Origin of the sequence: Pseudomonas sp. P7548 (genome assembly GCF_013386585.1) — a bacterium.
Taxonomy (GTDB): domain Bacteria; phylum Pseudomonadota; class Gammaproteobacteria; order Pseudomonadales; family Pseudomonadaceae; genus Aquipseudomonas.
Genome location: NZ_JACARO010000038.1, coordinates 221,765 through 243,789, shown reverse-complemented (window position 1 = coordinate 243,789; position 22,025 = coordinate 221,765). Strand labels below are relative to the sequence as shown.

Annotated in this window: 20 protein-coding genes and 1 pseudogene; 13 read left to right on the top strand and 8 right to left on the bottom strand. The window is 62.7% G+C overall.

The window, feature by feature from the left end:
* Positions 1-82: 82 nt before the first annotated feature.
* Positions 83-853, top strand: a pseudogene (locus tag HX803_RS33150) (MCP four helix bundle domain-containing protein); the annotation flags it as partial.
* Complete coding sequence (locus HX803_RS33145; RefSeq protein WP_372339920.1) at positions 845-1,708, top strand: methyl-accepting chemotaxis protein; 864 nt, start codon at positions 845-847, stop codon at positions 1,706-1,708. The pseudogene HX803_RS33150 and the gene HX803_RS33145, both read left to right, overlap by 9 nt.
* A 187-nt stretch (positions 1,709-1,895) precedes the next feature.
* On the opposite strand, the gene fabB is transcribed toward HX803_RS33145, so the two are convergent.
* From fabB to HX803_RS16825, 5 genes are all read right to left on the bottom strand, one after another.
* Positions 1,896-3,116: a beta-ketoacyl-ACP synthase I gene (gene fabB / locus HX803_RS16845; protein WP_178921937.1), complete on the bottom strand. Its 1,221-nt coding sequence runs from the start codon at positions 3,114-3,116 to the stop codon at positions 1,896-1,898.
* 11 nt (positions 3,117-3,127) lie between these two features.
* Positions 3,128-3,643: a 3-hydroxyacyl-[acyl-carrier-protein] dehydratase FabA gene (gene fabA / locus HX803_RS16840; RefSeq protein ID WP_178921935.1), complete on the bottom strand. Its 516-nt coding sequence runs from the start codon at positions 3,641-3,643 to the stop codon at positions 3,128-3,130.
* Positions 3,644-3,891: 248 nt separating this feature from the next.
* Positions 3,892-5,793 carry an ATP-binding protein gene (locus HX803_RS16835; protein WP_178921933.1) on the bottom strand — a complete coding sequence of 634 codons (1,902 nt, stop codon included), beginning with the start codon at positions 5,791-5,793 and terminating at the stop codon, positions 3,892-3,894.
* Positions 5,790-6,719 carry an ABC transporter substrate-binding protein gene (locus tag HX803_RS16830; RefSeq protein ID WP_178921931.1) on the bottom strand — a complete coding sequence of 310 codons (930 nt, stop codon included), beginning with the start codon at positions 6,717-6,719 and terminating at the stop codon, positions 5,790-5,792. Before HX803_RS16830 ends, HX803_RS16835 begins: the two co-directional genes overlap by 4 nt.
* Position 6,720: 1 nt before the next feature.
* Positions 6,721-8,841, bottom strand: coding sequence for a TonB-dependent receptor plug domain-containing protein (locus HX803_RS16825; RefSeq protein WP_372339918.1), 2,121 nt, complete (start codon positions 8,839-8,841; stop codon positions 6,721-6,723).
* A gap of 195 nt (positions 8,842-9,036) precedes the next feature.
* Here HX803_RS16825 and HX803_RS16820 point away from each other — a divergent pair, with 195 nt between their 5' ends.
* The 9 genes from HX803_RS16820 to HX803_RS16780 all read left to right on the top strand — a co-directional run bounded on the left by HX803_RS16820 (position 9,037) and on the right by HX803_RS16780 (position 16,888).
* Positions 9,037-10,062, top strand: a complete 1,026-nt coding sequence (locus HX803_RS16820; protein WP_178921927.1) for an NAD(P)H-dependent glycerol-3-phosphate dehydrogenase — start codon at positions 9,037-9,039, stop codon at positions 10,060-10,062.
* 10 nt (positions 10,063-10,072) lie between these two features.
* Entirely contained in the window at positions 10,073-10,420 is a 348-nt protein-coding gene (locus HX803_RS16815) for a DUF4389 domain-containing protein (RefSeq protein WP_176996478.1), read from the top strand.
* Positions 10,417-10,866 carry a phosphohistidine phosphatase SixA gene (sixA, locus tag HX803_RS16810; RefSeq protein ID WP_178921925.1) on the top strand — a complete coding sequence of 150 codons (450 nt, stop codon included), beginning with the start codon at positions 10,417-10,419 and terminating at the stop codon, positions 10,864-10,866. Before HX803_RS16815 ends, sixA begins: the two co-directional genes overlap by 4 nt.
* Positions 10,867-10,951: 85 nt before the next feature.
* On the top strand, positions 10,952-12,607 hold the full coding sequence (locus HX803_RS16805) for an AMP-binding protein (RefSeq protein ID WP_178921923.1): 1,656 nt from the start codon (positions 10,952-10,954) through the stop codon (positions 12,605-12,607).
* 30 nt (positions 12,608-12,637) lie between these two features.
* Positions 12,638-13,081, top strand: coding sequence for a hotdog fold thioesterase (locus tag HX803_RS16800; RefSeq protein WP_176996475.1), 444 nt, complete (start codon positions 12,638-12,640; stop codon positions 13,079-13,081).
* Between the two features lie 97 nt (positions 13,082-13,178).
* Positions 13,179-13,982, top strand: coding sequence for an alpha/beta fold hydrolase (locus tag HX803_RS16795; protein WP_178921921.1), 804 nt, complete (start codon positions 13,179-13,181; stop codon positions 13,980-13,982).
* Positions 13,979-14,833, top strand: a complete 855-nt coding sequence (locus HX803_RS16790; protein WP_178921919.1) for an alpha/beta hydrolase — start codon at positions 13,979-13,981, stop codon at positions 14,831-14,833. Before HX803_RS16795 ends, HX803_RS16790 begins: the two co-directional genes overlap by 4 nt.
* Before the next feature lie 102 nt (positions 14,834-14,935).
* Positions 14,936-15,754, top strand: coding sequence for a DUF4892 domain-containing protein (locus HX803_RS16785; protein WP_178921917.1), 819 nt, complete (start codon positions 14,936-14,938; stop codon positions 15,752-15,754).
* A 72-nt stretch (positions 15,755-15,826) separates the two neighbouring features.
* Positions 15,827-16,888 carry an AI-2E family transporter gene (locus HX803_RS16780; protein WP_176996471.1) on the top strand — a complete coding sequence of 354 codons (1,062 nt, stop codon included), beginning with the start codon at positions 15,827-15,829 and terminating at the stop codon, positions 16,886-16,888.
* A gap of 91 nt (positions 16,889-16,979) precedes the next feature.
* On the opposite strand, the gene HX803_RS16775 is transcribed toward HX803_RS16780, so the two are convergent.
* Entirely contained in the window at positions 16,980-18,017 is a 1,038-nt protein-coding gene (locus HX803_RS16775; protein ID WP_178921915.1) for a HAMP domain-containing sensor histidine kinase, read from the bottom strand.
* On the bottom strand, positions 18,017-18,781 hold the full coding sequence (locus tag HX803_RS16770; RefSeq protein ID WP_178921913.1) for a response regulator: 765 nt from the start codon (positions 18,779-18,781) through the stop codon (positions 18,017-18,019). The genes HX803_RS16775 and HX803_RS16770 overlap by 1 nt, the downstream gene beginning before the upstream one ends.
* Positions 18,782-19,040: 259 nt before the next feature.
* On the opposite strand from HX803_RS16770, the gene pyrF reads away from it, so the two are divergent.
* Positions 19,041-19,739, top strand: a complete 699-nt coding sequence (gene pyrF / locus HX803_RS16765; RefSeq protein ID WP_010211681.1) for an orotidine-5'-phosphate decarboxylase — start codon at positions 19,041-19,043, stop codon at positions 19,737-19,739.
* 124 nt (positions 19,740-19,863) lie between these two features.
* Here pyrF and HX803_RS16760 read toward each other — a convergent pair whose 3' ends face one another.
* Positions 19,864-20,871, bottom strand: a complete 1,008-nt coding sequence (locus HX803_RS16760; protein ID WP_178921911.1) for an NADP-dependent oxidoreductase — start codon at positions 20,869-20,871, stop codon at positions 19,864-19,866.
* A gap of 229 nt (positions 20,872-21,100) precedes the next feature.
* Here HX803_RS16760 and HX803_RS16755 point away from each other — a divergent pair, with 229 nt between their 5' ends.
* Positions 21,101-21,862, top strand: coding sequence for an SDR family oxidoreductase (locus tag HX803_RS16755; protein ID WP_178921909.1), 762 nt, complete (start codon positions 21,101-21,103; stop codon positions 21,860-21,862).
* Positions 21,863-22,025 lie beyond the last annotated feature (163 nt).

Here is a 22,025-nt window from a genome sequence, read left to right as displayed (position 1 = left end):
TCTTACGCAAAGAGGCTAAGGCGCCGATACCTTTCAAGAGCTGGCTGCAAATGGATGCAGCGCACTTGGAAGGAGCCAAGGCATGAGTATCAGAAGTCTGAATATCGCCCCGCGTGCAGGTTTGGGGTTTGGCCTGTTGGCGTTGATGGTTTTCGCTTTGGGCGGCTTCGCCCTGTTGCAGATGGCCAATATGCGCCAGCAATCGGACCAGGTGGAAAACAACTGGCTGCCCAGCGTGATGGCCGTGGGCGAGATGAGCCAGGACCTGCTGCGGGTGCGTGCGCTGACCCTGCGCTTGCTGGTCAACCGTGACCCGCAGGCGCTGGCGCAGAATGAACAGAAGCTGGCCGACCTCAAAAGTGGCCTGCACCACGCCCAAACCCTCTATGAGGCGCTGATCGTGCTGCCCGAGGAGCATGCGCTGTTTGATCGCTTCAAGGCCCAGGAGCAGCAATACCTGCAGCTCCAGGAGCAGGTCATGGGGTTTTCCAAGGCCAATCAGTTGGAAGACGCGATCAAAGTGGTCAACGGTGAGATGAACCAGTTGGCCGACGAAATGGCCGGCACGTTGCACGATCTGGTCGAGTTGAACAAAACCAACGCCAACCACGCGGCCAATCTCGCGCAAAGCGTGTTCAGCCAGTCCCGTAGCTGGGTGGTCGGCATGATTGGGCTGACGGCGCTGATCACCATCGGCCTGGCCGTATGGCTGACCCGCAGCATTGTGCTGCCCCTGGCCCAGTCGCTGAAAGTCGCCCAGAGTGTGGCCAGTGGCGACCTGACCGGTGACATCAGCGTCAGTGGCAACGATGAGCCGGCACGCTTGCAGCAGGCACTCAAGGGCATGCAGGCGAACCTGCGTGACACGATCCGGCGCATTGCCGAGTCTTCGAACCAGCTGGCGTCCGCCTCAGAGGAACTCAGTTGTGTGACCGAAGACGCCACCCGTGGCTTGCACCAGCAAAACCAGGAAATCGAGCAGGCGGCGACAGCGGTCAACCAGATGACGGCGGCGGTGGAAGAGGTGGCGAGCAATGCGGTGGCCACCTCCCAGGCGTCCCGTGAGTCCGACCGTATTGCCCAGCATGGGCGCCAGCAAGTGCATCAGACTGTGGTGTCGATTGAGGCGCTGGCCACCGATGTGACCGACAACGTGACCCAGGTCGAGGATTTGGCGCAGAAGGTCTACGGGATCAGTAAGGTGCTGGATGTGATCCGCGCGATTGCCGAGCAGACCAACCTGCTGGCGCTGAACGCGGCGATCGAGGCGGCACGCGCCGGGGATGCCGGGCGAGGTTTTGCGGTGGTGGCCGACGAGGTGCGCGCCCTGGCCCATCGCACCCAGCAGTCGACCCAGGAAATCGAGCTGATGATCAGCGGCATTCAGCAAGGCACCGACCAGGCGGTCAGCTCCATGCAGCAAAGCAACAGTCGCGCACGTTCGACCCTGGACATCGCCAAGTCGGCGGGCACGGCGCTGGAGGACATCGCCTCGGCCTTTACCCTGATCAATGAGCGCAACCTGGTGATTGCCAGTGCCTCTGAGCAGCAGGCGGCGGTGGCGCGGGAGGTGGATCGCAACTTGATGAACATTCGTGATCTGGCGCACCAGACGTCTACCGGGGCGAATCAGACCAGTGCGGCGAGCCAGGAGCTGTCGCGGTTGGCGGTGGATTTGAACACCATGGTGGCGCGGTTTTCGGTGTAGTGCGCAAGGTCTCGTTGGGCCGATCGCAGGCAAGCCAGCTCCCACACTGACCGCGTTCCTTCAGGATGTACTCGGTCACTGTGGGAGCTGGCTTGCCTGCGATGCAGACGACTCGGTTTTGAATGCTGTCACCCATAAAAAAGCCCCGAACCAGTCGGGGCTTTTTCATGCGTTCAAGCGACAGGTCTTACTTGCCCTGCCAGCGTTTCAGCACCAGGGTGGCGTTAGTGCCACCAAAGCCGAAGCTGTTGCTCATCACGGTGTCGATTTTTGCGTTCTCGACGGTCTTGGTCAGGATCGGCATATCTGCCACCACCGGATCGATCTCGTCGATGTTGGCCGAGCCGGCCATGAAGTTGCCTTCCATCATCAGCAGGCAGTAGATCGCTTCGTGAACGCCAGCGGCGCCCAGGGAGTGACCCGACAGGCTCTTGGTGGAGCTGATGGCCGGGGCCTTGTCGCCGAATACCGCACGCACGCCTTCCATTTCCTTGGCGTCGCCGACCGGAGTCGAGGTGCCGTGGGTGTTCAGGTAGTCGATTGGGGTATCCACGGTGGACATTGCCATCTGCATGCAGCGGATGGCGCCTTCACCGCTCGGTGCAACCATGTCGTAGCCGTCGGAAGTGGCGCCGTAGCCGACGATTTCCGCGTAGATCTTGGCGCCACGGGCCAGAGCGTGTTCCAGCTCCTCGACCACCACCATGCCGCCGCCGCCGGCGATGACAAAACCGTCACGCTTGGCGTCGTAGGCGCGGGAGGCCTTTTCCGGGGTTTCGTTGTACTGGGTGGACAGTGCGCCCATGGCGTCGAACAGGAACGACTGGCTCCAATGTTCTTCTTCACCGCCGCCAGCGAACACGATGTCCTGCTTGCCCAGTTGGATCTGCTCAACCGCAGTACCGATGCAGTGAGCACTGGTGGCACACGCGGAGGAGATCGAGTAGTTCACGCCCTTGATCTGGAACGGCGTGGCCAGGCAGGCCGAAACGGTGCTGCCCATAGTCCGTGTGACACGGTACGGGCCAACGCGCTTCACGCCTTTTTCGCGCAGGATATCCAGCGCTTCCATCTGGTTCAGGGTCGATGCGCCGCCGGAACCGGCGATCAGGCCGGTGCGTACGTTCGATACCTGGTCATCGGTCAGGCCGGAGTCGGCGATCGCGTCTTTCATCGCCAGGTAGGCGTAGGCGGCAGCGTGGCCGACGAAGCGGTAGATCTTGCGATCGATCAGTTCTTCGAGGGGCAGGTCGATGGAGCCGGAAACCTGGCTACGCAGACCCATTTCGGCATATTCCGGGTTGAAGCGGATGCCAGGGCGACTTGCACGCAGGTTAGCGGTGACGGTCTCTTTGTCATTGCCCAGGCAAGAAACGATGCCCAGACCAGTGATAACGACGCGGCGCATGCGGATAACCCTTAAAAGTTGTCAGTGGAAGTGAATACGCCGACCCGAAGGCCTTCGGCAGTATAGATCTCGCGACCGTCGACAGTCACCGAACCGTCGGCGATGGCCAGGTTCAGCTTGCCCTTGAGGACGCGCTTGATTTGAATGTTGTAGGTGACTTTCTTGGCGCTCGGCAGAACCTGGCCAAAGAACTTCACTTCGCCCGAACCCAGGGCGCGACCGCGGCCCGGCAGGCCTTGCCAGCCCAGGTAGAAACCGACCAGCTGCCACATGGCGTCGAGGCCCAGGCAGCCTGGCATCACAGGGTCGCCTTCGAAGTGGCAGGCGAAGAACCAGAGGTTCGGGGTGATATCCAGCTCGGCGACCAATTCACCTTTGCCGTACTTGCCACCCTCTTCGCTGATATGGGTGATGCGATCCACCATCAGCATGTTCGGGGCGGGCAGTTGCGCGTTACCTGGGCCGAACAGCTCACCGCGACTGCAGCGCAGCAGGTCTTCCCGAGTAAAGGCGTTTTGTTTGGTCATGCGAGCTCCTCAATAATCCCATGCGGCAGGGTAGGGCAAATCTTCCCGAACCGACTGAAGCGTTACGCCTCATTCCGGCAGCCTACACATAGACTATTGCGTTGTAGTGAAAGTCACAGCGTCAAGGCACTGAATGTACACTTGTTCACTGAAATTTTAAACCGGGCCTGTTTATCGGCCCGTTCGGGTGCCTAAGACTGCCGCACTTTCGTCTTTGATGCCAGTCGGAGTTGGCTGATGGCGCGGCGCTATTGCACCCAGCGCTGCAGGATTTGCTGCAAATCCGTGCGTTTGAACGGCTTGGCCAGGTAATCGTTCATTCCGGCGGCCAGGCAGGCTTCGCGGTCGCCCTGCAAGGCGTTGGCCGTCAAGGCGATGATGGGCAGGTCGGCGCAGCCGGGCAGTTGACGGATCTGCCGGGTGGCTTCGTAACCGTCGATCAGCGGCAAGCGGCAGTCCATCAGGATCGCCGTGAAAATCAGGCTCTCGGCGCTGCGGATCGCTTCGGCGCCGTCGGTGGCCAGGCTCACTTCAAAGCCCAGGCTGCGCAGCATGGCCTCCACCACGGTGCGATTGACCGGGTTGTCCTCCACCAGCAACACATGCCGGCCATCCCCCGCACTGCCTTTGCCATCGGCGTCCAGCGCGATGGTGGGGGAGCTGTGCTGGTCGATCGCCAGCGGAATTTCCAGGGTAAACACCGAGCCCCGGCCTTCTTCGCTCTGGGCGCGCAGCGTGCCGCCCATGCGTTCGGCCAGCGTGCGGGCGATCGGCAAGCCCAGCCCGGTGCCGCCGTAACGTCTTGAAATGGAACTGTCGGCCTGCTGGAACGCATCGAACATCAGCTCCAGGCGTTCCGCGGAAATCCCGATGCCGCTGTCGCGCACGGTGCAGGTGAACCACACCAGTTCGTGGTCCAGGGTCTGCCACTGGGGTTCGACCGTGACGGTGCCGTGCTCGGTGAACTTCAGCGCGTTGCCGATCAGGTTCACCAGGATTTGGCGGATGCGCGTCGGGTCACCCTGCACGCGCAACGACGCCATGCCCGCCGGAATCGGCAGTTCCAGGGCCAGCCCGCGCTGCTGGGCGCTGTGCTGGAACGCCTGGGCACAGCTGCTGATCAGGTCGGCGAGGTTGAACGGAATATGTTCCAGCTCCAGTGCGGCACGCTCGATGCGGGAGAAGTCGAGGATGTCGTTGATCACTTTGAGCAGATGCTCGGTGGACTCGGAGGCCAGTGCCGCGTATTCGGTCTGCTCCTCGGTCATCTCGGTGGTTTCCAGCAACTGCAACATGCCCAGCACGCCGTTCATCGGCGTGCGCAGTTCGTGGCTCATCATCGCCAGGAAGTCCGACTTGGCATTGTTCGCCCGTTCCGCTTCTTCGCGGGTCTGGATCAGTTGCGCCATGGCCTGTTGCTGCTCGCGGCTGGCCTGGTTGAGGCCCTCGGCCAGGTTGTTGATATGCCGCGACAGGTCGCCCAGCTCCGAGTCATCCACAATCGGCAGGGGCGTCTGGTAATCCCCTTGCTGGATCGCCTTCACCGCGTGGCCCATGGCGCTGATCGGCTGCGACAGGCTGGCCGCCAGGCGCCGGGCGAGCAGGAAGGTAAACAGCAGGGCGAACAGCGCCAGGATACCGGCCTTGAACAGGATCTCCTGCTGGCGCTGGCTGAAGGCGTCGTTGGACATGCCGACGATCACGCGGCCCAGGTAGTCCGCACGGGGCGCCTTGGGTTCGTTCAGGTTGTCCTGGAAGAAGTCATTGCCCAATTGGATGTGCTGCAGGCGAATCGGCGCCTGGAAGACTTTGACCGACAACGAGCGGTCATGCTTCTCCGACGGCTGTTCGACGTACACCAGGATGTTCTCGGTGCTGTCCTGGATCTCCAGGAAACGCACGTGGGGCGTGGCCAGCGTGGCGCGCAGCAGGCTGTCGAGCACATCATTGTTGCCGGAAATCACCCCGTATTCGGTGGCCGGCGCCAGCTGGTTGGCGATCAGTTGGCCGGTGTGGTCCAGTTCCTGGCGCAGGTCCTGGATACGCACGAAGGTGAAGAAGCTGATCAACAGCAACGTCAGCAACAGCGCCGGGCCCAGGGTGATGAGCTGGGTGCGGGTGTTGATGTCCCAACGACGACGCAAGGTCATGGGCGTTTTTCTCCTTCGGCCAAGCGGGCGGCGACGGCGACTTCATCCACCTGTTCGATGCCCAGTGAGCGCGCGACTTGCGGGTTGCCCACGACTTTGAAGTGTTCCGGGTACAAGGTGCGCGGCCAGTTGGCGGGCGGGTGGTCCAGCAAGCGGTCGAGCACGGCCAGCCAATCGGCCTGGTCGCTGTAGGTGCTGGCCAGGCTGCCGGCCCGCACAAACCCTGCGTTGGGCCCCACCAGCGGCAATTGTTGGGCGTAGCTGCTGAGCAGCAGGTTCTTCGCGGTTTTCGGGTTGTACAGCTGCGGGTCATCGAGGCCCAGCAGCACGTCGCTGCTCTTGAACAGGGTTTGCAACGGCCGACTGTCGCTGATGTTGTCCCAGCGCTGCGGCACGATTTCCAGCCCTTTGGGCGTTGCGTACTGGCGCAGTTCTGGCAGCAGGAATTCACTGTCGGTGCCGTAGAGCACGCCGATGCGCCGGGCCTGGGGCAGGATGTTGGCGATCAGGTTCAACTGGCGCTCCAGCGGCGGGTCGCTCCACAGCAGGCTGATCTTGGCCGGGTGGGCGGTGCCCAGGCGTTGCCGGGCTTGCAGGCGGCTGATGCGCAGCACCAGGGTCGGCGGGCCCTGGGTGTCTTGCAGGCGCCAGTCGAGGCCGGGCAAGTCCAGCAGGATCAAGCGCGTAGTGGCGGGCAGTTGGTTCGGCGCGGGCAGGTCCTTGAGCGCGGTGAATGTGACGTGGTCTTCGGGGCGCTGCTGGGCGAGGGCCTGGGCAAAGGCCTGGACCCCGGCACTGTCTTCGGCGGCGGTCAGCAGGATGTCGGCGCTCCAGGCCGGTGCCGTCAGAAGCAGGCACGCCAGCAGCAGGCCGCGTCGCCACAGGCGTGAAACAAAGAGGAGGGTCATCCGTGACTGATCGCCCATGTCAGAACTCTAACTCCGCGCTGAAGTAGAGCACATGGCGATGGTCGTAATTGTTGTCGGCCCAGGTGGTGGGCTGGTTATCGAGGCGTTCTTGCAACATGCCGGCCAGCTCCACGTTGGCTTTGCCCAGGGCAATGCGCTTGGCCACCCGCAGGTCGACCCGTTCGAAGCGATACTGATTGAGTGCATCGTCGCCATAGTAGAACAGCGCGCTGGACCAGCCCTGGCCCCATTCACGCAACCAACCAGCCGAGCCACTGTTGCGCGCGGTCTGCAGCTTGTCCAGTGGGTTGCTGGCGGTGGTGTCGACGTAAGCATAGGTCAGGCGCAGGCGGTCGGCGTTGCTCATGCGCCAGTCGAACTGGGTTTCAGCGCCGGTAAAGCGTGAGCTGTTGGCATTGCTGGCAATGTACTGGTTGTTGCGCAGGGGCGAGCTGATCATGTCGGTGATTTCGTCATAGAACAGCTTCACGTCCACATTCAGCCCGAGGTCGGCGAAGAACCCGTTGTAACCTAATTCCCGCGAACGCATCAGCTCTTTATCGAGGTTGCCGGGGCCGCGTGTCACTACAAAATATTGCCCGGAATTCTGCCCGTAGGCCGGCGAGCTGAGGTTGGTGACACGGTAGCTCCAGTTGACGTTGTTCTCGAACATGTCCGGCGAGCGGATAGCTTCGGAATACACCGCGCGCAGGCCATGGCGCGGGTTGATCAAGTAGTTGACCGCCACCCTCGGCGTCAGCGAGTTGCCGCTCAAGTGGGTGTCTTCGTACATCGCGCCGCCTTGCAGCAGCCAGTGTTCGCTGGCCCGCCATTCCAGGTGGGCGAACAGGCGCCAGGTGGTGTCGTCGAGGGTGCCATTGAAGTAGGTGTCGGAGTCGGCGCGGTCGTAGCGGTAGTTCATGCCGCTGACCAGGCGCAGGCTGTCGGACAGGCTGAGGGTGTCCTGCACCTCGATGTCGTAGCGGCTTTCGCGGGTGCTCTGGTCGATGTCACCGCACACGCTCTGGCTGGCGCCGTTGCGCCACTGGTCCAGGACCTGATTTGCCAGGGCCTGCTCGGCAGCACTGCCCGGTGGCGCCGAACCCTGGCTGTAGGTGTCCATGTGCCGGGCCAATTGTTCGGCGTAGTTGGGGTTGAGCTGCCACAGGCGGGTCAGCTCCGGGCTGAACGACACTTTGGCGTCGCAGGCTTTCCACACCTGCTGGCGATCCCACTGCTGCGCCGAACCCTGGATATACAGGCTGTGCTCCGGGTTGAAGTCGAAATTCCAGCGCAGGGAGCCGGCGTAGTCCTTGGCGGTCACGTCGGAATTGGTACCGCCTTCGGTAATCCCGGCGAAGACCGGTGTGTAGGTGTAGGGGCGCTGGTTGGTGCCTTCCTTCGCGTCCAGTTGCCAGTCGATGCTCTGCTGTGCGTTCAGCGTCTGGCTCACTGCCAGGCTGAAGCGGCTGAGGCGGCGACTGTCACGGCGGTCGGCGCCGGTGGCATCGCTGTCAAAACCATCGTCCTGCTGGCCCGACAGGGACAGGCGCAAATCACCGGTTTCCCAGCCTACACCCTGGCTGGCGTAGAAGTCGTTGATCCCGCGCTCGCCACGGATAACCTTGACCCGCGTGCCCTGGCTGTTGGCCGGCGAACGCGTGAGGATGTTGACCACCGCCATCAACGCATTGGCGCCATAGCTGACGGTGTTGGGGCCACGGAACACTTCGATGCGCTCGATATCCTCCATGGCCACCGGGATATCGCTCCAGTCCACGGTTGCCAAACCGGCGCGGTACACCGAGCGCCCGTCGATCAGCACCTGCATGCGTCGGGCATCGCTGGCACTGGTGCCGTGGTAGTTCACCGCCGCCTGGTTGCCGGTGGTGTAGCCGACCATCATCCCCGGCACCAGGCGCAGCAGTTCGCTGATATCCCGTGCGCCGCTGGCCTTGATCAGCTCGCTGTCGATCACGGTCATGCTGCCCGGCACGGCGGCGGCCGATTGTTTCAGGCGGGTAGCGGTCAGCACTTGCGGCAGCGGCTGGCTGTCCAGGAACAGGTCATCAGCCAGCGCAGGTGCACTGCACAACAGCATCAACAACACAGATGAGCGGGGAGGAGGGCCCAAATACACGGCACGGCCTTGATAATTACGGATAGCCGCCCATGTTAACCGAGGCGGGGCCTTTTGCCAGTCGCCGCCCTTGCATTTACTTCACACAGGCATGGCATTTTCCGACAAGCGCGTGAATTGACACGGGGGCTGGCCGCAAGCGGGTCGCCCCGTATAATGCCGCCATCGCCACTGGTATGGATTAACGGATTGCATATGACTGAACAGCGCCCTATTGCGGTCCTGGGAGGCGGAAGTTTTGGTACCGCCGTGGCTAACCTGCTGGCTGAGAACGGCCACGCGGTACGCCAGTGGATGCGTGATCCCGAGCAGGCCGAGGCCATTCGCGTCCACCGGGAAAATCCCCGTTACCTTAAAGGCATCAAGGTGCACCCGGCCGTTGAGCCGGTTACCGACTTGCTCGAAACCCTCACCGCCTGCGACCTGTGCTTTGTGGCGCTGCCTTCCAGCGCCTTGCGCTCGGTGCTGGCGCCCCATGCCGAGCGCCTGGCGGGCAAGCTGCTGGTCAGCCTGACCAAGGGCATCGAGGCGCAGACCTTCAAGCTGATGAGCGAGATCCTCGAAGAGATCGCCCCCAAGGCGCGCATCGGCGTGCTGTCCGGGCCGAACCTGGCGCGGGAAGTGGCCGAGCACGCGCTGACCGCCACGGTCATCGCCAGTGAAGACGAGGCCCTGTGCGAGCGCGTCCAGGCCGTGCTGCATGGCCGCACCTTTCGTGTCTACGCCAGCAGCGACCGCTTTGGCGTCGAACTGGGCGGTGCGCTGAAAAACGTCTACGCAATCATTGCCGGCATGGCCGTCGCCCTCGGCATGGGCGAAAACACCAAGAGCATGCTGATCACTCGCGCCTTGGCCGAGATGACGCGCTTTGCGGTGAACCAGGGTGCCAACCCGATGACTTTCCTGGGGTTGGCCGGCGTGGGCGACTTGATCGTGACCTGTTCCTCGCCCAAGAGCCGTAACTACCAGGTCGGCTTCGCGCTCGGCCAGGGCCTGAGCCTGGAAGACGCGGTGACGCGCCTGGGCGAAGTGGCTGAAGGGGTCAACACCCTCAAGGTCCTGAAGGCCAAGGCCCAGGAAGTTGGGGTGTACATGCCGCTGGTCGCCGGGTTGCACGCGATCCTGTTTGAAGGGCGCACCTTGAACCAGGTCATCGAGCTGCTGATGCGGGCCGAGCCGAAAACCGATGTCGACTTTATTTCCACCAGTGGTTTCAACTGAGGAACGCGCCATGAACGACCCGAAAGACGCCCCTAAATACGAGTCCATCCTGCTGCGCATTCTGTGGATGCTGGTGTTTGCCCTGGTGTGGCAAGTCGCGCAATTCCTGCTCGGTGCGCTGGTGGTGGTGCAACTGATTTATCGCCTGGTCTACAGCGCGCCCAACCTGGGCTTGATGAACTTTGGCGACAGCCTCAGCCAGTTCCTCGCGCAGATCGGCCGTTTCGGCAGCTTCCATACCGAGCAGAAACCTTGGCCGTTCGCCGATTGGCCGACCCCACGCGCACCTGAAGGCGAAGCTGCTCACAGCGTGCCGCCTGCGCCGCACCCGGCCCGCGATGAAGAGCCAAAACTGTGAAGCTGTGGATCTTGCGTCACGGTGAGGCCGAAGGGCACGCCCGCACCGACGCCGAACGCAACCTCACCGAGCATGGTCGTGGCGAAGTCTTGCGCAGCGCTGCGCACCTGATCGGCCAGCCCATCGCCGCCATCATCGCCAGCCCGTATGTGCGGGCGCAGCAGACCGCACATTTAGTGCGCGAGGCGTTGGGTTTCGAACCGGAGATCCGCACGGTGCCGTGGCTGACCCCCGAAGGCAACCCGTTGCAGGTGCTGGAAAAACTCGACACCGATGACAATGTGCTGCTGGTCAGCCACCAGCCCCTGGTGGGTAGCCTGATCAGCTTTTTGCAGCACGGCCACCAGCGCCAGCCGCAACCGATGCACACCGCCAGCCTGGCGGAACTGGAGGGCGACTTTCCGCTGGCGGGGCTGATGAGCCTGGTCAGCGTAAAGAATCCGTAGGAACGATCGCCGCTTTTTGTGTGCTATATAGTCAACCAAGCAAGTGCTTGGTTGGCTATCATCGGAACACAAAGGAGCGCGTCCCATGCCTGTCGCTTTTCGTTTGCCGTTGCAGGTCTTCTTCGAACGTGAAGCGCGGCACCCGCGCAAAACCTTTCTCGTGCAGCCCGTTGGCGGCGGGGAGGTGCAAACCCTCACCTGGGAAGAGGTCGGCCAGCAAGCCCGTCGCGCCGCCCACTGGCTGCGCGCCCGAGAGCTGCCCCAGGGCTCGCACATCGCCCTGATTTCCAAAAACTGCGCCCACTGGATCATCGCCGACCTGGCGATCTGGATGGCCGGGCACGTCTCGGTGCCGCTGTACCCCAACCTCACCGCCGACTCGGTGGCCCATGTGCTCACCCATTCCGAGGCGGCGCTGGCGCTGATCGGCAAGCTCGACGATTGGCCTGCCATGGCGCCCGGTATTCCACACGGTTTGCCGACCATCAGCCTGCCGTTGTGCCCGGCTGGCACTTTCGATTTCACTTGGGCCGACTTGCAAAAGTGTTCGCCCATCCAGGACAACCCCGCGCCTGACGCCTCCAGCCTCGCCACCATCATCTATACCTCCGGCACCACGGGCTTGCCCAAAGGCGTGATGCAAACCTTCGGCGCATTGGGTTTTGCCGCCACCCGCGGTACCGAATTATTCGGCCTGGGGGAGGGCGACCGGCTGTTGTCCTACCTGCCGCTGTGCCATGTGGCAGAGCGGATGTTTGTGGAAATGGCCGCGATCTATACCGGGCAAACGGTGTTTTTCGCCGAAAGCCTCGACACCTTTCTGGCCGACCTGCGCCGGGCGCGCCCGACCGCGTTGTTCGGCGTGCCGCGCATCTGGACCAAGTTCCAGATGGGCGTTTACGCCAAGGTCCCGGAAAAGCGCCTGGAAACCCTGCTGCGCCTGCCTTTTATCGGCAAGCGCGTCGGCCATAAGGTGTTGGCGGGCCTGGGGCTGGATGCGTTGCGCATTGCCCTGTCCGGCGCCGCGCCCGTGCCCGAGGCGTTGCTGCGCTGGTATCAGCGCCTGGGGCTGGACGTGCTGGAGGTGTACGGCATGACTGAAGCCTGCGGATATTCCCATGTGTCGCGCCCGGGCCTGCAGACCCTTGGCTGGATCGGCCAGCCATGCCCTGGCGTTGAGGTGCGCATCGACCCGTCGGGCGAGGTGCAGGTGCGCAGCGGCGCAACGATGCTGGGGTACTTCAAGGACCCGCAGAAAACCGCTGAAACCCTCACTGACGATGGCTACCTGCGCACCGGCGACAAGGGCGAGCAGGACGCCGAGGGCCGCCTGCGCCTGACCGGGCGCCTCAAGGAAATCTTCAAGACCAGCAAGGGCAAGTACGTGGCCCCGGCGCCGATTGAAAACCGCCTGGCCGAGCATGCCCGCATCGAACAAGTGTGCGTGGTGGGGGATGGCCTGATTGCCCCGATGGGGTTGTGCGTGCTGTCGGCCGTTGGCCAGGCGGAGGCTCGTGAAGTGCTGCAGGGCGCCCTTGAGCGCTGGCTGGAACAAGTCAACCAGACGTTGGACAAGCATGAACGTCTGCAGCACCTGGTGGTCGTCAACGACAATTGGGCGGTGGAAAACGGTTTTATGACCCCTACATTGAAGATCAAGCGCAGCGTGATCGAGGCGACTTACGGTGAACAATTACCGACTTGGAGCGAGCGTTCCGAAACCGTTCTGTGGCAGGATTAGGGCCATCATAAAACCAAAAAGGATTGACCCATGAGTTTGTGGCGCACCCAACCCAACATCGAACAACTCAATGCCATCCAGAAAAACACCATCGGTGAATTGCTGGATATCCGTTTTGAAAGTTTTGATGAAGAGTCCCTGACCGCCAGCATGGTGGTCGATCACCGTACCCACCAGCCCTATGGTCTGCTGCACGGCGGCGCCTCGGTGGTGCTGGCTGAAAGCGTCGGCTCCATGGCGGCCTACCTGTGCATCGACCCCAAAAAATTCTATTGCGTGGGTCTGGAGGTCAATGCCAACCACCTGCGGGGTGTGCGCAGCGGGCGGGTGACGGCGGTGGCGCGAGCGATCCATATCGGCCGCACGACTCAGGTCTGGGACATCCGCCTGACCAGCGATGAGGGCAAGGCCAGCTGCGTTTCACGCCTGACCATGGCCGTGGTGCCGCTGGGCGAACAACCGCCGGCGCGATAGGCATGGCGTGAGTGTCATCATTCCTGGCAGTTACAGTCATTGCTGTGCTGCCCGGGGCTGGTGACAATTCATTTCTGTTTTTGTAGATGGATCCCGTATGTCGCAGCACGTGTTTTTTGCCCACGCCAATGGTTTCCCTTCGGCCACCTACGGCAAGTTGTTTGCTGCCCTGGCTCCGGAGTACGCGGTGGCTCACTTGCCGCAGCACGGTCACGACCCCAGGTTCCCGGTGGACGATAACTGGCAGAACCTGGTGGATGAACTGATCCACCACTTGGAGCTGCAACCTGAACCCGTGTGGGGCGTTGGTCATTCCTTGGGCGGCGTGCTGCATTTGCACGCGGCCATGCGTTGCCCGCAGTTGTATCGCGGCGTGGTAATGCTGGATTCGCCGGTGTTGACCCGGGCCGATCGCTGGGTGATTCGCGCGGCCAAACGCTTTGGTTTTATCGACCGCCTGACACCGGCTGGACGCACCCTGGGCCGTCGTGAAGAGTTCACTGACCTGGCTTGCGCGCGCAGCTATTTCGCCGGTAAAACCCTGTTTCGCGGGTTCGACCCCGAATGCTTCGACGCCTACCTGCAACATGGCTTGCAACAGGTCGGTGATCGCCTGCGCCTGCGCTTTGACCCGGCCACTGAAATCAGCATCTACCGCGGCGTGCCTCACACCAGCCCCGGCCAGGTACGCCAATTAAAGGTGCCGCTGGCGGTGGTGCGCGGTCGCCAGAGCCGAGTGGTGATGCGCCACCATGCCAGCGGTGTCGACCGCCTGCCCATGGGTGAGATGCTCACCATGCCCGGTGGCCACATGTTCCCGCTTGAGCGTCCACAGGACACCGCCACCTTGATCAAGAACCTGTTCTCCCGCTGGGAAGCCCGTGAGCGCAGTTGCGCATGAGCACGCTGGTCGAGGAAGTCCGCCTGAGCCTGCCGCATATCGAGCTGGCGGCACACTTGTTTGGTCCCGACGACGGTTTGCCGGTCATCGCCCTGCATGGCTGGCTGGACAATGCCAATAGCTTTGCGCGCCTGGCGCCAAAACTGACCGGATTGCGCATCGTCGCCCTGGACATGGCCGGCCACGGGCATTCGGCGCATCGTCCTGCTGGGTCAGGTTATGCGTTGTGGGATTACGTCCACGATGTGCTGCAAGTCGCCGAACAGCTGGGTTGGAAACGTTTTGCATTACTTGGCCATTCCCTCGGCGCCATCGTTTCCCTGGTGCTGGCCGGTGCCTTGCCGGAGCGGGTGACGCACTTGGGATTGATCGACGGTGTGATCCCGCCAACCGCCAGTGGCGAGAACGCCGCCGAGCGCTTGGGCATGGCCTTGCAGGCGCAATTGAGCCTGCAGGACAAACGCAAACCGGTGTACGGCAGCCTCGACCGTGCCGTGGAAGCGCGCATGAAAGGGGTGGTGGCGGTCAGTCGCGAAGCCGCCGAACTGCTGGCCCAGCGTGGTTTGATGCCGGTGTCGGGGGGATACACCTGGCGTTCCGACAGCCGTTTGACCCTGGCCTCGCCGATGCGTCTGACGGATGAGCAGGCGATGGCTTTCGTGCGACGCGTCGGTTGCCCCACGCAGTTGGTGGTTGCCGCTGACGGCATGTTGGCGAAACATCCCGAATTGCTTTCTCAGCTACCCTTCACCGTGACCACGCTGCCAGGCGGCCATCATTTGCACCTGAATGACGAGCCCGGTGCGATCCTTGTTGCAGACTGTTTCAATCGGTTCTTCTCCACGCCTTGACTTGGCGGGGTCAACTGCCGAGGCTGGGCGGATTGAAAGGGAGTCAACCATGAACAATCTCAACACTGCTTCGACCTCCAGTGGCCCAGGCGCGTTGATCCGATGAGCGTACGTAAAGGATGTTTCCGTGTCCTGGGGCTGAGCCTGCTGAGCCCCTTGGTGTTCGCCGCCGACGTACCGGGTAGCGGGGACCTGCCCACCGTGGCCCGTCAGATCGACGCGCAAATTGTCGACTACCGCCCCGCCGAAGAAAAAGAACGCATCTACCCCATGGGCGCGATCCGCAAGATCAGCGGCCAGCTGCGCTATGAAGGCCAGGCCACGGCGCGCGGGCAAACCACCGCCATTACCTACGAACTGCCGCCCGAGCACACCTCCAGCGCGGCGTTTACCGCAACCCGTGAAGCGCTGCAGGCCAAGGGCGCGCAACTGTTGTTCTGGTGCCAGGCCCGTGATTGCGGCGAAAGCAGCCTGTGGGCCAACGAGGTGTTCGGCAATGCCAAACTGGTGGGCGCCGACGGCCAGCAGGAATACCTGCTGCTACGCCTGGCCGCCCCTCAGGAGAATTCCCTGGTGGCGCTGTATGGCATCACCCGGGGCAACCGCCGCGCCTACCTGCATGTGGAACAGCTGGACGCCAGCGCGCCACTGGGCGACCTGCTGCCCACCTCGGCCACCTTGCTGCGTGAGTTGAAAAGCACCGGCGAGCTGGACTTCCCGGCGCTGGGGGGCGAACCCGATGCCACTTGGCTCACGCTCATTTCCCGTGGCTTGAACCTCGACGCCACCTTACGCGTAAGCCTGACCGGCGCTACGGCCGAGGCCTGGCGCCAGGGCCTGATTGACAGCGGTGTGCGCGCTGCCCGCTTGGAAACCGGCACCGGTGCGGCCAAGGGCCTGCACCTGCATCTGATACGCTAGGCGTGACCGGGCGAACGGACCCGCGCCGTTCGCCTAAGCTCTCTTCCTACAGACACCTTTTCGAGATACCCGATGCTCAATAACGATCGCCTGCTGGTGCAAATCCTGCTGCTGGTGCTGTTTGGTGCCAGCTTCTGGGTGATGGCTCCGTTCTGGTCGGCGCTGTTCTGGGGCGCGGTGCTGGCGTTTGCCAGTTGGCCGCTGATGCGCTTGCTCACCCGTTGGCTGGGAGGCCGTGAGTCCCTGGCGGCGGGCATCCTGACCCTGGGCTGGATGTTGCTGGTGGCGGTGCCGCTGGTGTGGCTGGGCTTCAACCTGGCCGACCATGTGCGCGACGCCGTGGGCCTGATCAAGGACATCCAGGTTGACGGTCTGCCTGAAGCGCCAACCTGGCTCGGTTCGATCCCGTTTATCGGTGAGCGGCTGGTGGCGACCTGGGACAGCATCGACCAGCAGGGGGCGGCGCTGATGGTCAGCATCAAGCCTTACCTGGGGCAAGTGGGTAACTGGCTACTGGCGCGCAGCGCGCAGATCGGCGGCGGCATCCTTGAGCTGACCCTGAGCCTGGTGTTCGTGTTTTTCTTCTACCGTGACGGGCCGCGCCTGGCGACCTTCGTGCATCGCTTGTTGGAACGCCTGATCGGCGAGCGTGCCGGTTACTACATCGAACTGGTGGCCGGCACCGTGCAACGGGTGGTCAACGGCGTTATCGGCACTGCCGCCGCTCAGGCCTTGCTGGCGTTGATCGGTTTCTGGATCGCAGGTGTACCGGGCGCTTTGGTGCTGGGCATCGTGACCTTCCTGCTCAGCCTGATCCCCATGGGCCCGCCGCTGGTGTGGATCCCGGCAACCGCTTGGCTGGCGTGGAAAGGCGACTACACCTACGCGGTGTTCCTCGGTGTGTGGGGCACGTTCATCATCAGTGGCGTCGACAACGTGCTCAAGCCGTACCTGATCAGCCGGGGTGGCAACCTGCCGCTGGTGATCGTGCTGCTGGGGGTGTTCGGCGGGTTGATCGCCTTTGGCTTTATCGGCCTGTTTATCGGCCCGACCTTGCTCGCGGTGGCCTACAGCCTGTTGATGGACTGGAGTGCGACCCAGGCCCAGGGCCGCCGGGAGGATAAATCGATCTGACTGATCGATGGCGGCCTGTCAGGTGCTTATTGGCAAATTGACAGACCGCCATCGCAGGCAAGCCAGCTCCTGCAGGGGGCCGTGCCAGCCATTAGGCTCTTGGTAACCACATGACGGCGGTCAAGCCGCCGCCTGGGGTGTCCTCCAGGCTCAGGTGACCGCCGAGGCGTTCCACCGCTTCCTTGGAAATCGTCATGCCCAGGCCGACGCCACCGGAATTGCGGTTGCGCGAACCTTCCAGCCGGAAAAACGGCTCAAACACTGCCTCGCGTTTATCGGCTGCAATCCCGGGGCCGTGGTCGATCACGCGGATCACCAGCGCGCCCTTGCTGTCCGCCAGTTCCACGCGGGCGGTGCCGGCGTAGCGCAAGGCGTTGTCGATCAGGTTGTTGAGGCATGAACGCAGTGCCATCGGCTGCACTTGCAGGGGCGCGCAGGTGCCCGAGAACTGCACGTCGCAGCCCTGGTCCTGGGCGTTTTCACTGAGGGACTCCACCAGCGCCTGCACATCGAGCCAGTGCCGGGTTTCGCTGGTGCGTTGTTCGTGCAGGTAGCTCAGGGTGGCGTCGAGCATGCCGATCATGTCGTCCAGGTCCTGGCGCATCTGGCCTTGCAGCTTGGTGTCCTCGATCTGTTCCAGACGCAGCTTGAGGCGTGACAGCGGGGTGCGCAGGTCGTGGGAGACCGCGCCGAGCATGCGCGCGCGCTGGCTGACCTGCTCGCGAATGCGTTTTTGCATCATATTGAACGTGGACGCCGCCTGTCGTGCTTCCCTCGGTCCGGACTCATTGAGGGGCGGGCTGTCGAGGTCGACGCTCAAGCGCTCGGCCGCCGCGCTGAGGCGCTGGATCGGCCGGCTCAACAGCTTGGCGCCATACCAGGCCGCGATGATCAGCGAGATGAACTGGAAGGTCAGCGGCACCACGGGGCCGCCAAACCATGGGCGAGGGTGTTTCTTATGGATGGGAGTGAATGTTCCGTCCGCCTGCTGTACGAAGGTCTCACCCATCGGTGGTGGCGGCGGGCCGTAGTGGTGAAACCAGAAGATCGCCAGCACGTGTGCCAATACGATGGCCACCAGCAATACGCCGAACAGCCTGCCGAACAGCGTATTGAAGGCGTTGCGCATCAGCCGATATCCCGCGCGTCGAACAGGTAGCCTTCGCCGCGCACGGTCTTGATCAACTGCGGTGCCTTGGGATCATCCCCCAGCTTCTGGCGCAGGCGCGAGACCAGCAAGTCGATACTGCGATCAAACGCCTCGATGGAGCGGCCACGGGCAGCGTCCAGCAGTTGTTCCCGGCTCAGTACCCGGCGCGGGCGTTCGATGAATACCCACAGCAAGCGAAACTCGGCGTTGGACAGCGGCACGACCAGGCCATCGTCGGCCACCAGCTGGCGCAGCACGCTGTTGAGGCGCCAGTTGTCGAAGCGGATATTCGCACGTTGCTCGGTGCGATCATCGCGCACCCGACGCAGGATGGTCTGGATGCGTGCCACCAGTTCGCGCGGTTCGAAGGGCTTGGACATGTAGTCGTCGGCGCCCAGCTCCAGGCCGATGATGCGGTCGGTGGGTTCGCAGCGTGCGGTGAGCATCAGGATCGGGATGTCCGATTCGCCGCGCAGCCAGCGGCACAAGGACAGGCCGTCTTCACCCGGCAGCATCAGGTCGAGCACCACCACGTCGAAGGTTTCGGCCTGCATGGCTTGGCGCATGGCGGCGCCGTCGGTCACGCCGACGGCAAGAATGTTGAAGCGTGCCAGGTAATCGATCAGCAGCTCGCGGATCGGCACATCGTCATCGACGATCAGGGCGCGGGTGTTCCAGCGCTTTTCGTCGGCGATCACAGCGCCCTTTTGCTCGTCGTTCACTGAGACTGAAGAAGTATGCATAGTGCGATCATCTGCCTGGTTGTTGCTGTCAGCATAGGCGTCCAGCCCCATGGCTGGAAGTGCTGGACGGTCGGTCATGGGGGCGAGGCTAGCCGGGGGGCGTGTTGAGGGCATGTCGTGAATGTATCGGGCTCGATACAATTGGCGAAAATGGCCGCCACAAGGCGGTCTGTCAGTATTTACCGATCATCGGATCCCGCAACGGCGCCGCTTGCGCTACAATCCGCGCCGATTTCGACTTGCCTGAGAGCCCATTCCAATGTCCGTCTGCCAGACTCCTATCATCGTCGCCCTGGATTACCCCACTCGTGACGCCGCACTGAAGCTGGCTGACCAGTTGGACCCCAAGCTTTGCCGGGTCAAGGTCGGCAAGGAACTGTTCACCAGCTGCGCCGCCGAAATCGTCGGCACCCTGCGTGACAAAGGCTTCGAAGTATTCCTCGACCTGAAATTCCACGATATTCCCAACACCACCGCCATGGCGGTCAAGGCCGCGGCCGAAATGGGCGTGTGGATGGTCAACGTGCACTGCTCCGGTGGCCTGCGCATGATGAGTGCGTGCCGCGAAGTGCTGGAGCAGCGCAGCGGCCCTAAACCCCTGCTGATCGGTGTGACCGTGCTGACCAGCATGGAGCGCGAAGACCTGGCTGGTATCGGCCTGGATATCGAGCCGCAGGAGCAGGTCCTGCGCCTGGCAGCCCTGGCGCAGAAAGCCGGCCTTGATGGCCTGGTATGCTCGGCGCTGGAAGCCCAGGCCCTGAAGACCGCCCACCCATCACTGCAACTGGTGACCCCGGGGATTCGTCCTGCAGGCAGCGCCCAGGATGACCAACGCCGCATCCTGACCCCGCGCCAGGCGCTGGACGCAGGTTCCGATTACCTGGTGATCGGTCGCCCGATCAGCCAGGCTGCCGACCCTGCCAAGGCATTGGCTGCAGTCGTCGCCGAAATCGCCTGACGGTCACCGATTTAAAATGTGGGAGCGGGCTTGCTCGCGAAGGCGGTGTGTCAGTCAACGAATGAGTAGACTGATCCACGGCCTTCGCGAGCAAGCCCGCTCCCACAGTTAGATCCAGGGGGGATCAGCTGACCTTGAGCACCAGCTTCCCGAAATTCTCGCCGTTGAACAGCTTCATCAGCGTTTCGGGGAACGTCTCCAGCCCCTCCACGATATCTTCCTTGCTCTTGAGCTTGCCCTGGGCCATCCAGCCCGCCATCTCCTGACCGGCAGCGGCAAAGTTCGCCGCGTGGTCCATCACCACAAAACCTTCCATGCGCGCGCGATTGACCAGCAATGACAAATAGTTGGCCGGGCCTTTTACGGCTTCCTTGTTGTTGTACTGGCTGATCGCACCGCAGATCACCACGCGCGCCTTCAGTGCCAGGCGGCTGAGTACCGCGTCGAGAATATCGCCGCCGACGTTATCGAAATACACATCCACGCCTTTGGGGCATTCGCGCTTGAGGGCGGCGGGCACGTCTTCGCTTTTGTAATCAATCGCGGCGTCGAAGCCCAGTTCGTCCACCAGGAACTTGCACTTGTCGGCGCCCCCGGCAATGCCCACCACGCGGCAACCTTTGAGCTTGGCGATCTGCCCGGCAATGCTACCCACCGCGCCAGCTGCGCCGGAGATGACCACGGTTTCGCCTGCCTTCGGCGCCCCCGTGTCCAACAGGGCGAAATAGGCGGTCATGCCGGTCATGCCCAGTGCAGACAAATAACGTGGCAGTGGGGCGAGTTTCGGGTCGACTTTATAGAAACCGCGTGGCTCGCCGAGGAAGTAATCCTGCACGCCCAGAGCGCCGTTGACGTAGTCCCCCACCGCAAATTTCGGGGTGTTCGAGGCAATTACTTTTCCTACGCCCAGTGCACGCATCACCTCGCCGATACCGACGGGAGGTATGTAGGACTTGCCCTCATTCATCCACCCGCGCATGGCCGGGTCCAGGGACAGGTATTCGTTGCGCACCAGCACCTGCCCATCGCCGGGCGTGCCCACCGGCACTTCCTGGTAGGTGAAGGTGTCCCGCGTGGCCGCGCCGACCGGGCGTTTGGCGAGCAGGAACTGGCGGTTGGTCTGGGCAGTCATGGCAAGGACTCTGTTGGAAGTGAACCCAGAGTGATAGACCCTCAACCGTGGGAGGGCAAGCTCAGCCAGGGGAGCGAATGCCCGGCGATAGGCATTGATGATAGTGCGCCCGGCAGCTTTATCACTGCGGTTCATGCAGCGCCAACCGGCCTTCTGATAGTGCTGACGTGCCCGTCCCGGGGTTGGCTAGACTCGACCCACGGTTATTTCTTGCATAGGACATCTCCCCATGAGCATGACGTTTTCTGGCCAGGTGGCCCTGGTGACTGGCGCTGCCGCCGGTATTGGCCGCGCCACGGCGCTGGCATTTGCCGCCGAAGGCTTGAAAGTAGTGGTTGCCGACCTGGATGTGGCGGGCGGTGAGGGCACCGTCGCGCTGATCCGGCAGGCTGGTGGCGAAGCACTCTTCGTGCGCTGCAACGTCACCCTGGAGGCGGACGTGCAGCAGTTGATGGCACAGACACTCACGGCCTATGGTCGTCTGGACTATGCCTTCAACAATGCTGGAATCGAGATCGAGAAGGGCAAGCTGGCCGACGGCAGCCTGGACGAGTTCGATGCCATCATGGGCGTGAACGTCAAGGGCGTCTGGCTGTGCATGAAGCACCAGCTGCCGCTGCTGCTGGCCCAGGGCGGCGGGGCGATCGTCAACACCGCGTCGGTGGCGGGGTTGGGCGCGGCACCGAAGATGAGCATTTATGCGGCGTCCAAGCATGCGGTGATCGGCCTGACCAAGTCGGCGGCTATCGAGTACGCAAAAAAGAAAATCCGCGTGAATGCGGTATGCCCGGCGGTCATCGATACCGACATGTTCCGCCGTGCCTACGAGGCCGACCCGCGCAAGGCGGAGTTTGCGGCGGCCATGCACCCGGTAGGGCGCATTGGCAAGGTCGAGGAAATCGCCAGTGCCGTGCTTTACCTGTGCAGTGATGGTGCTGCGTTCACCACGGGCCAGGCGCTGGCGGTGGATGGTGGTGCGACGGCCATCTAGGACTCTACGTCGCACGCCATTCGAAAACGTTTTGGGTGGCGTGGGGCATTTCCATAGCTGGCAAAAAGCCGTGATCGATTGTGTGTCATTAAGTAAATAATTCAATTAAATCAATAATTTAGTAAATCTTGGTAGAGGGCCGAACAACGCTTCTGTGCTTAAC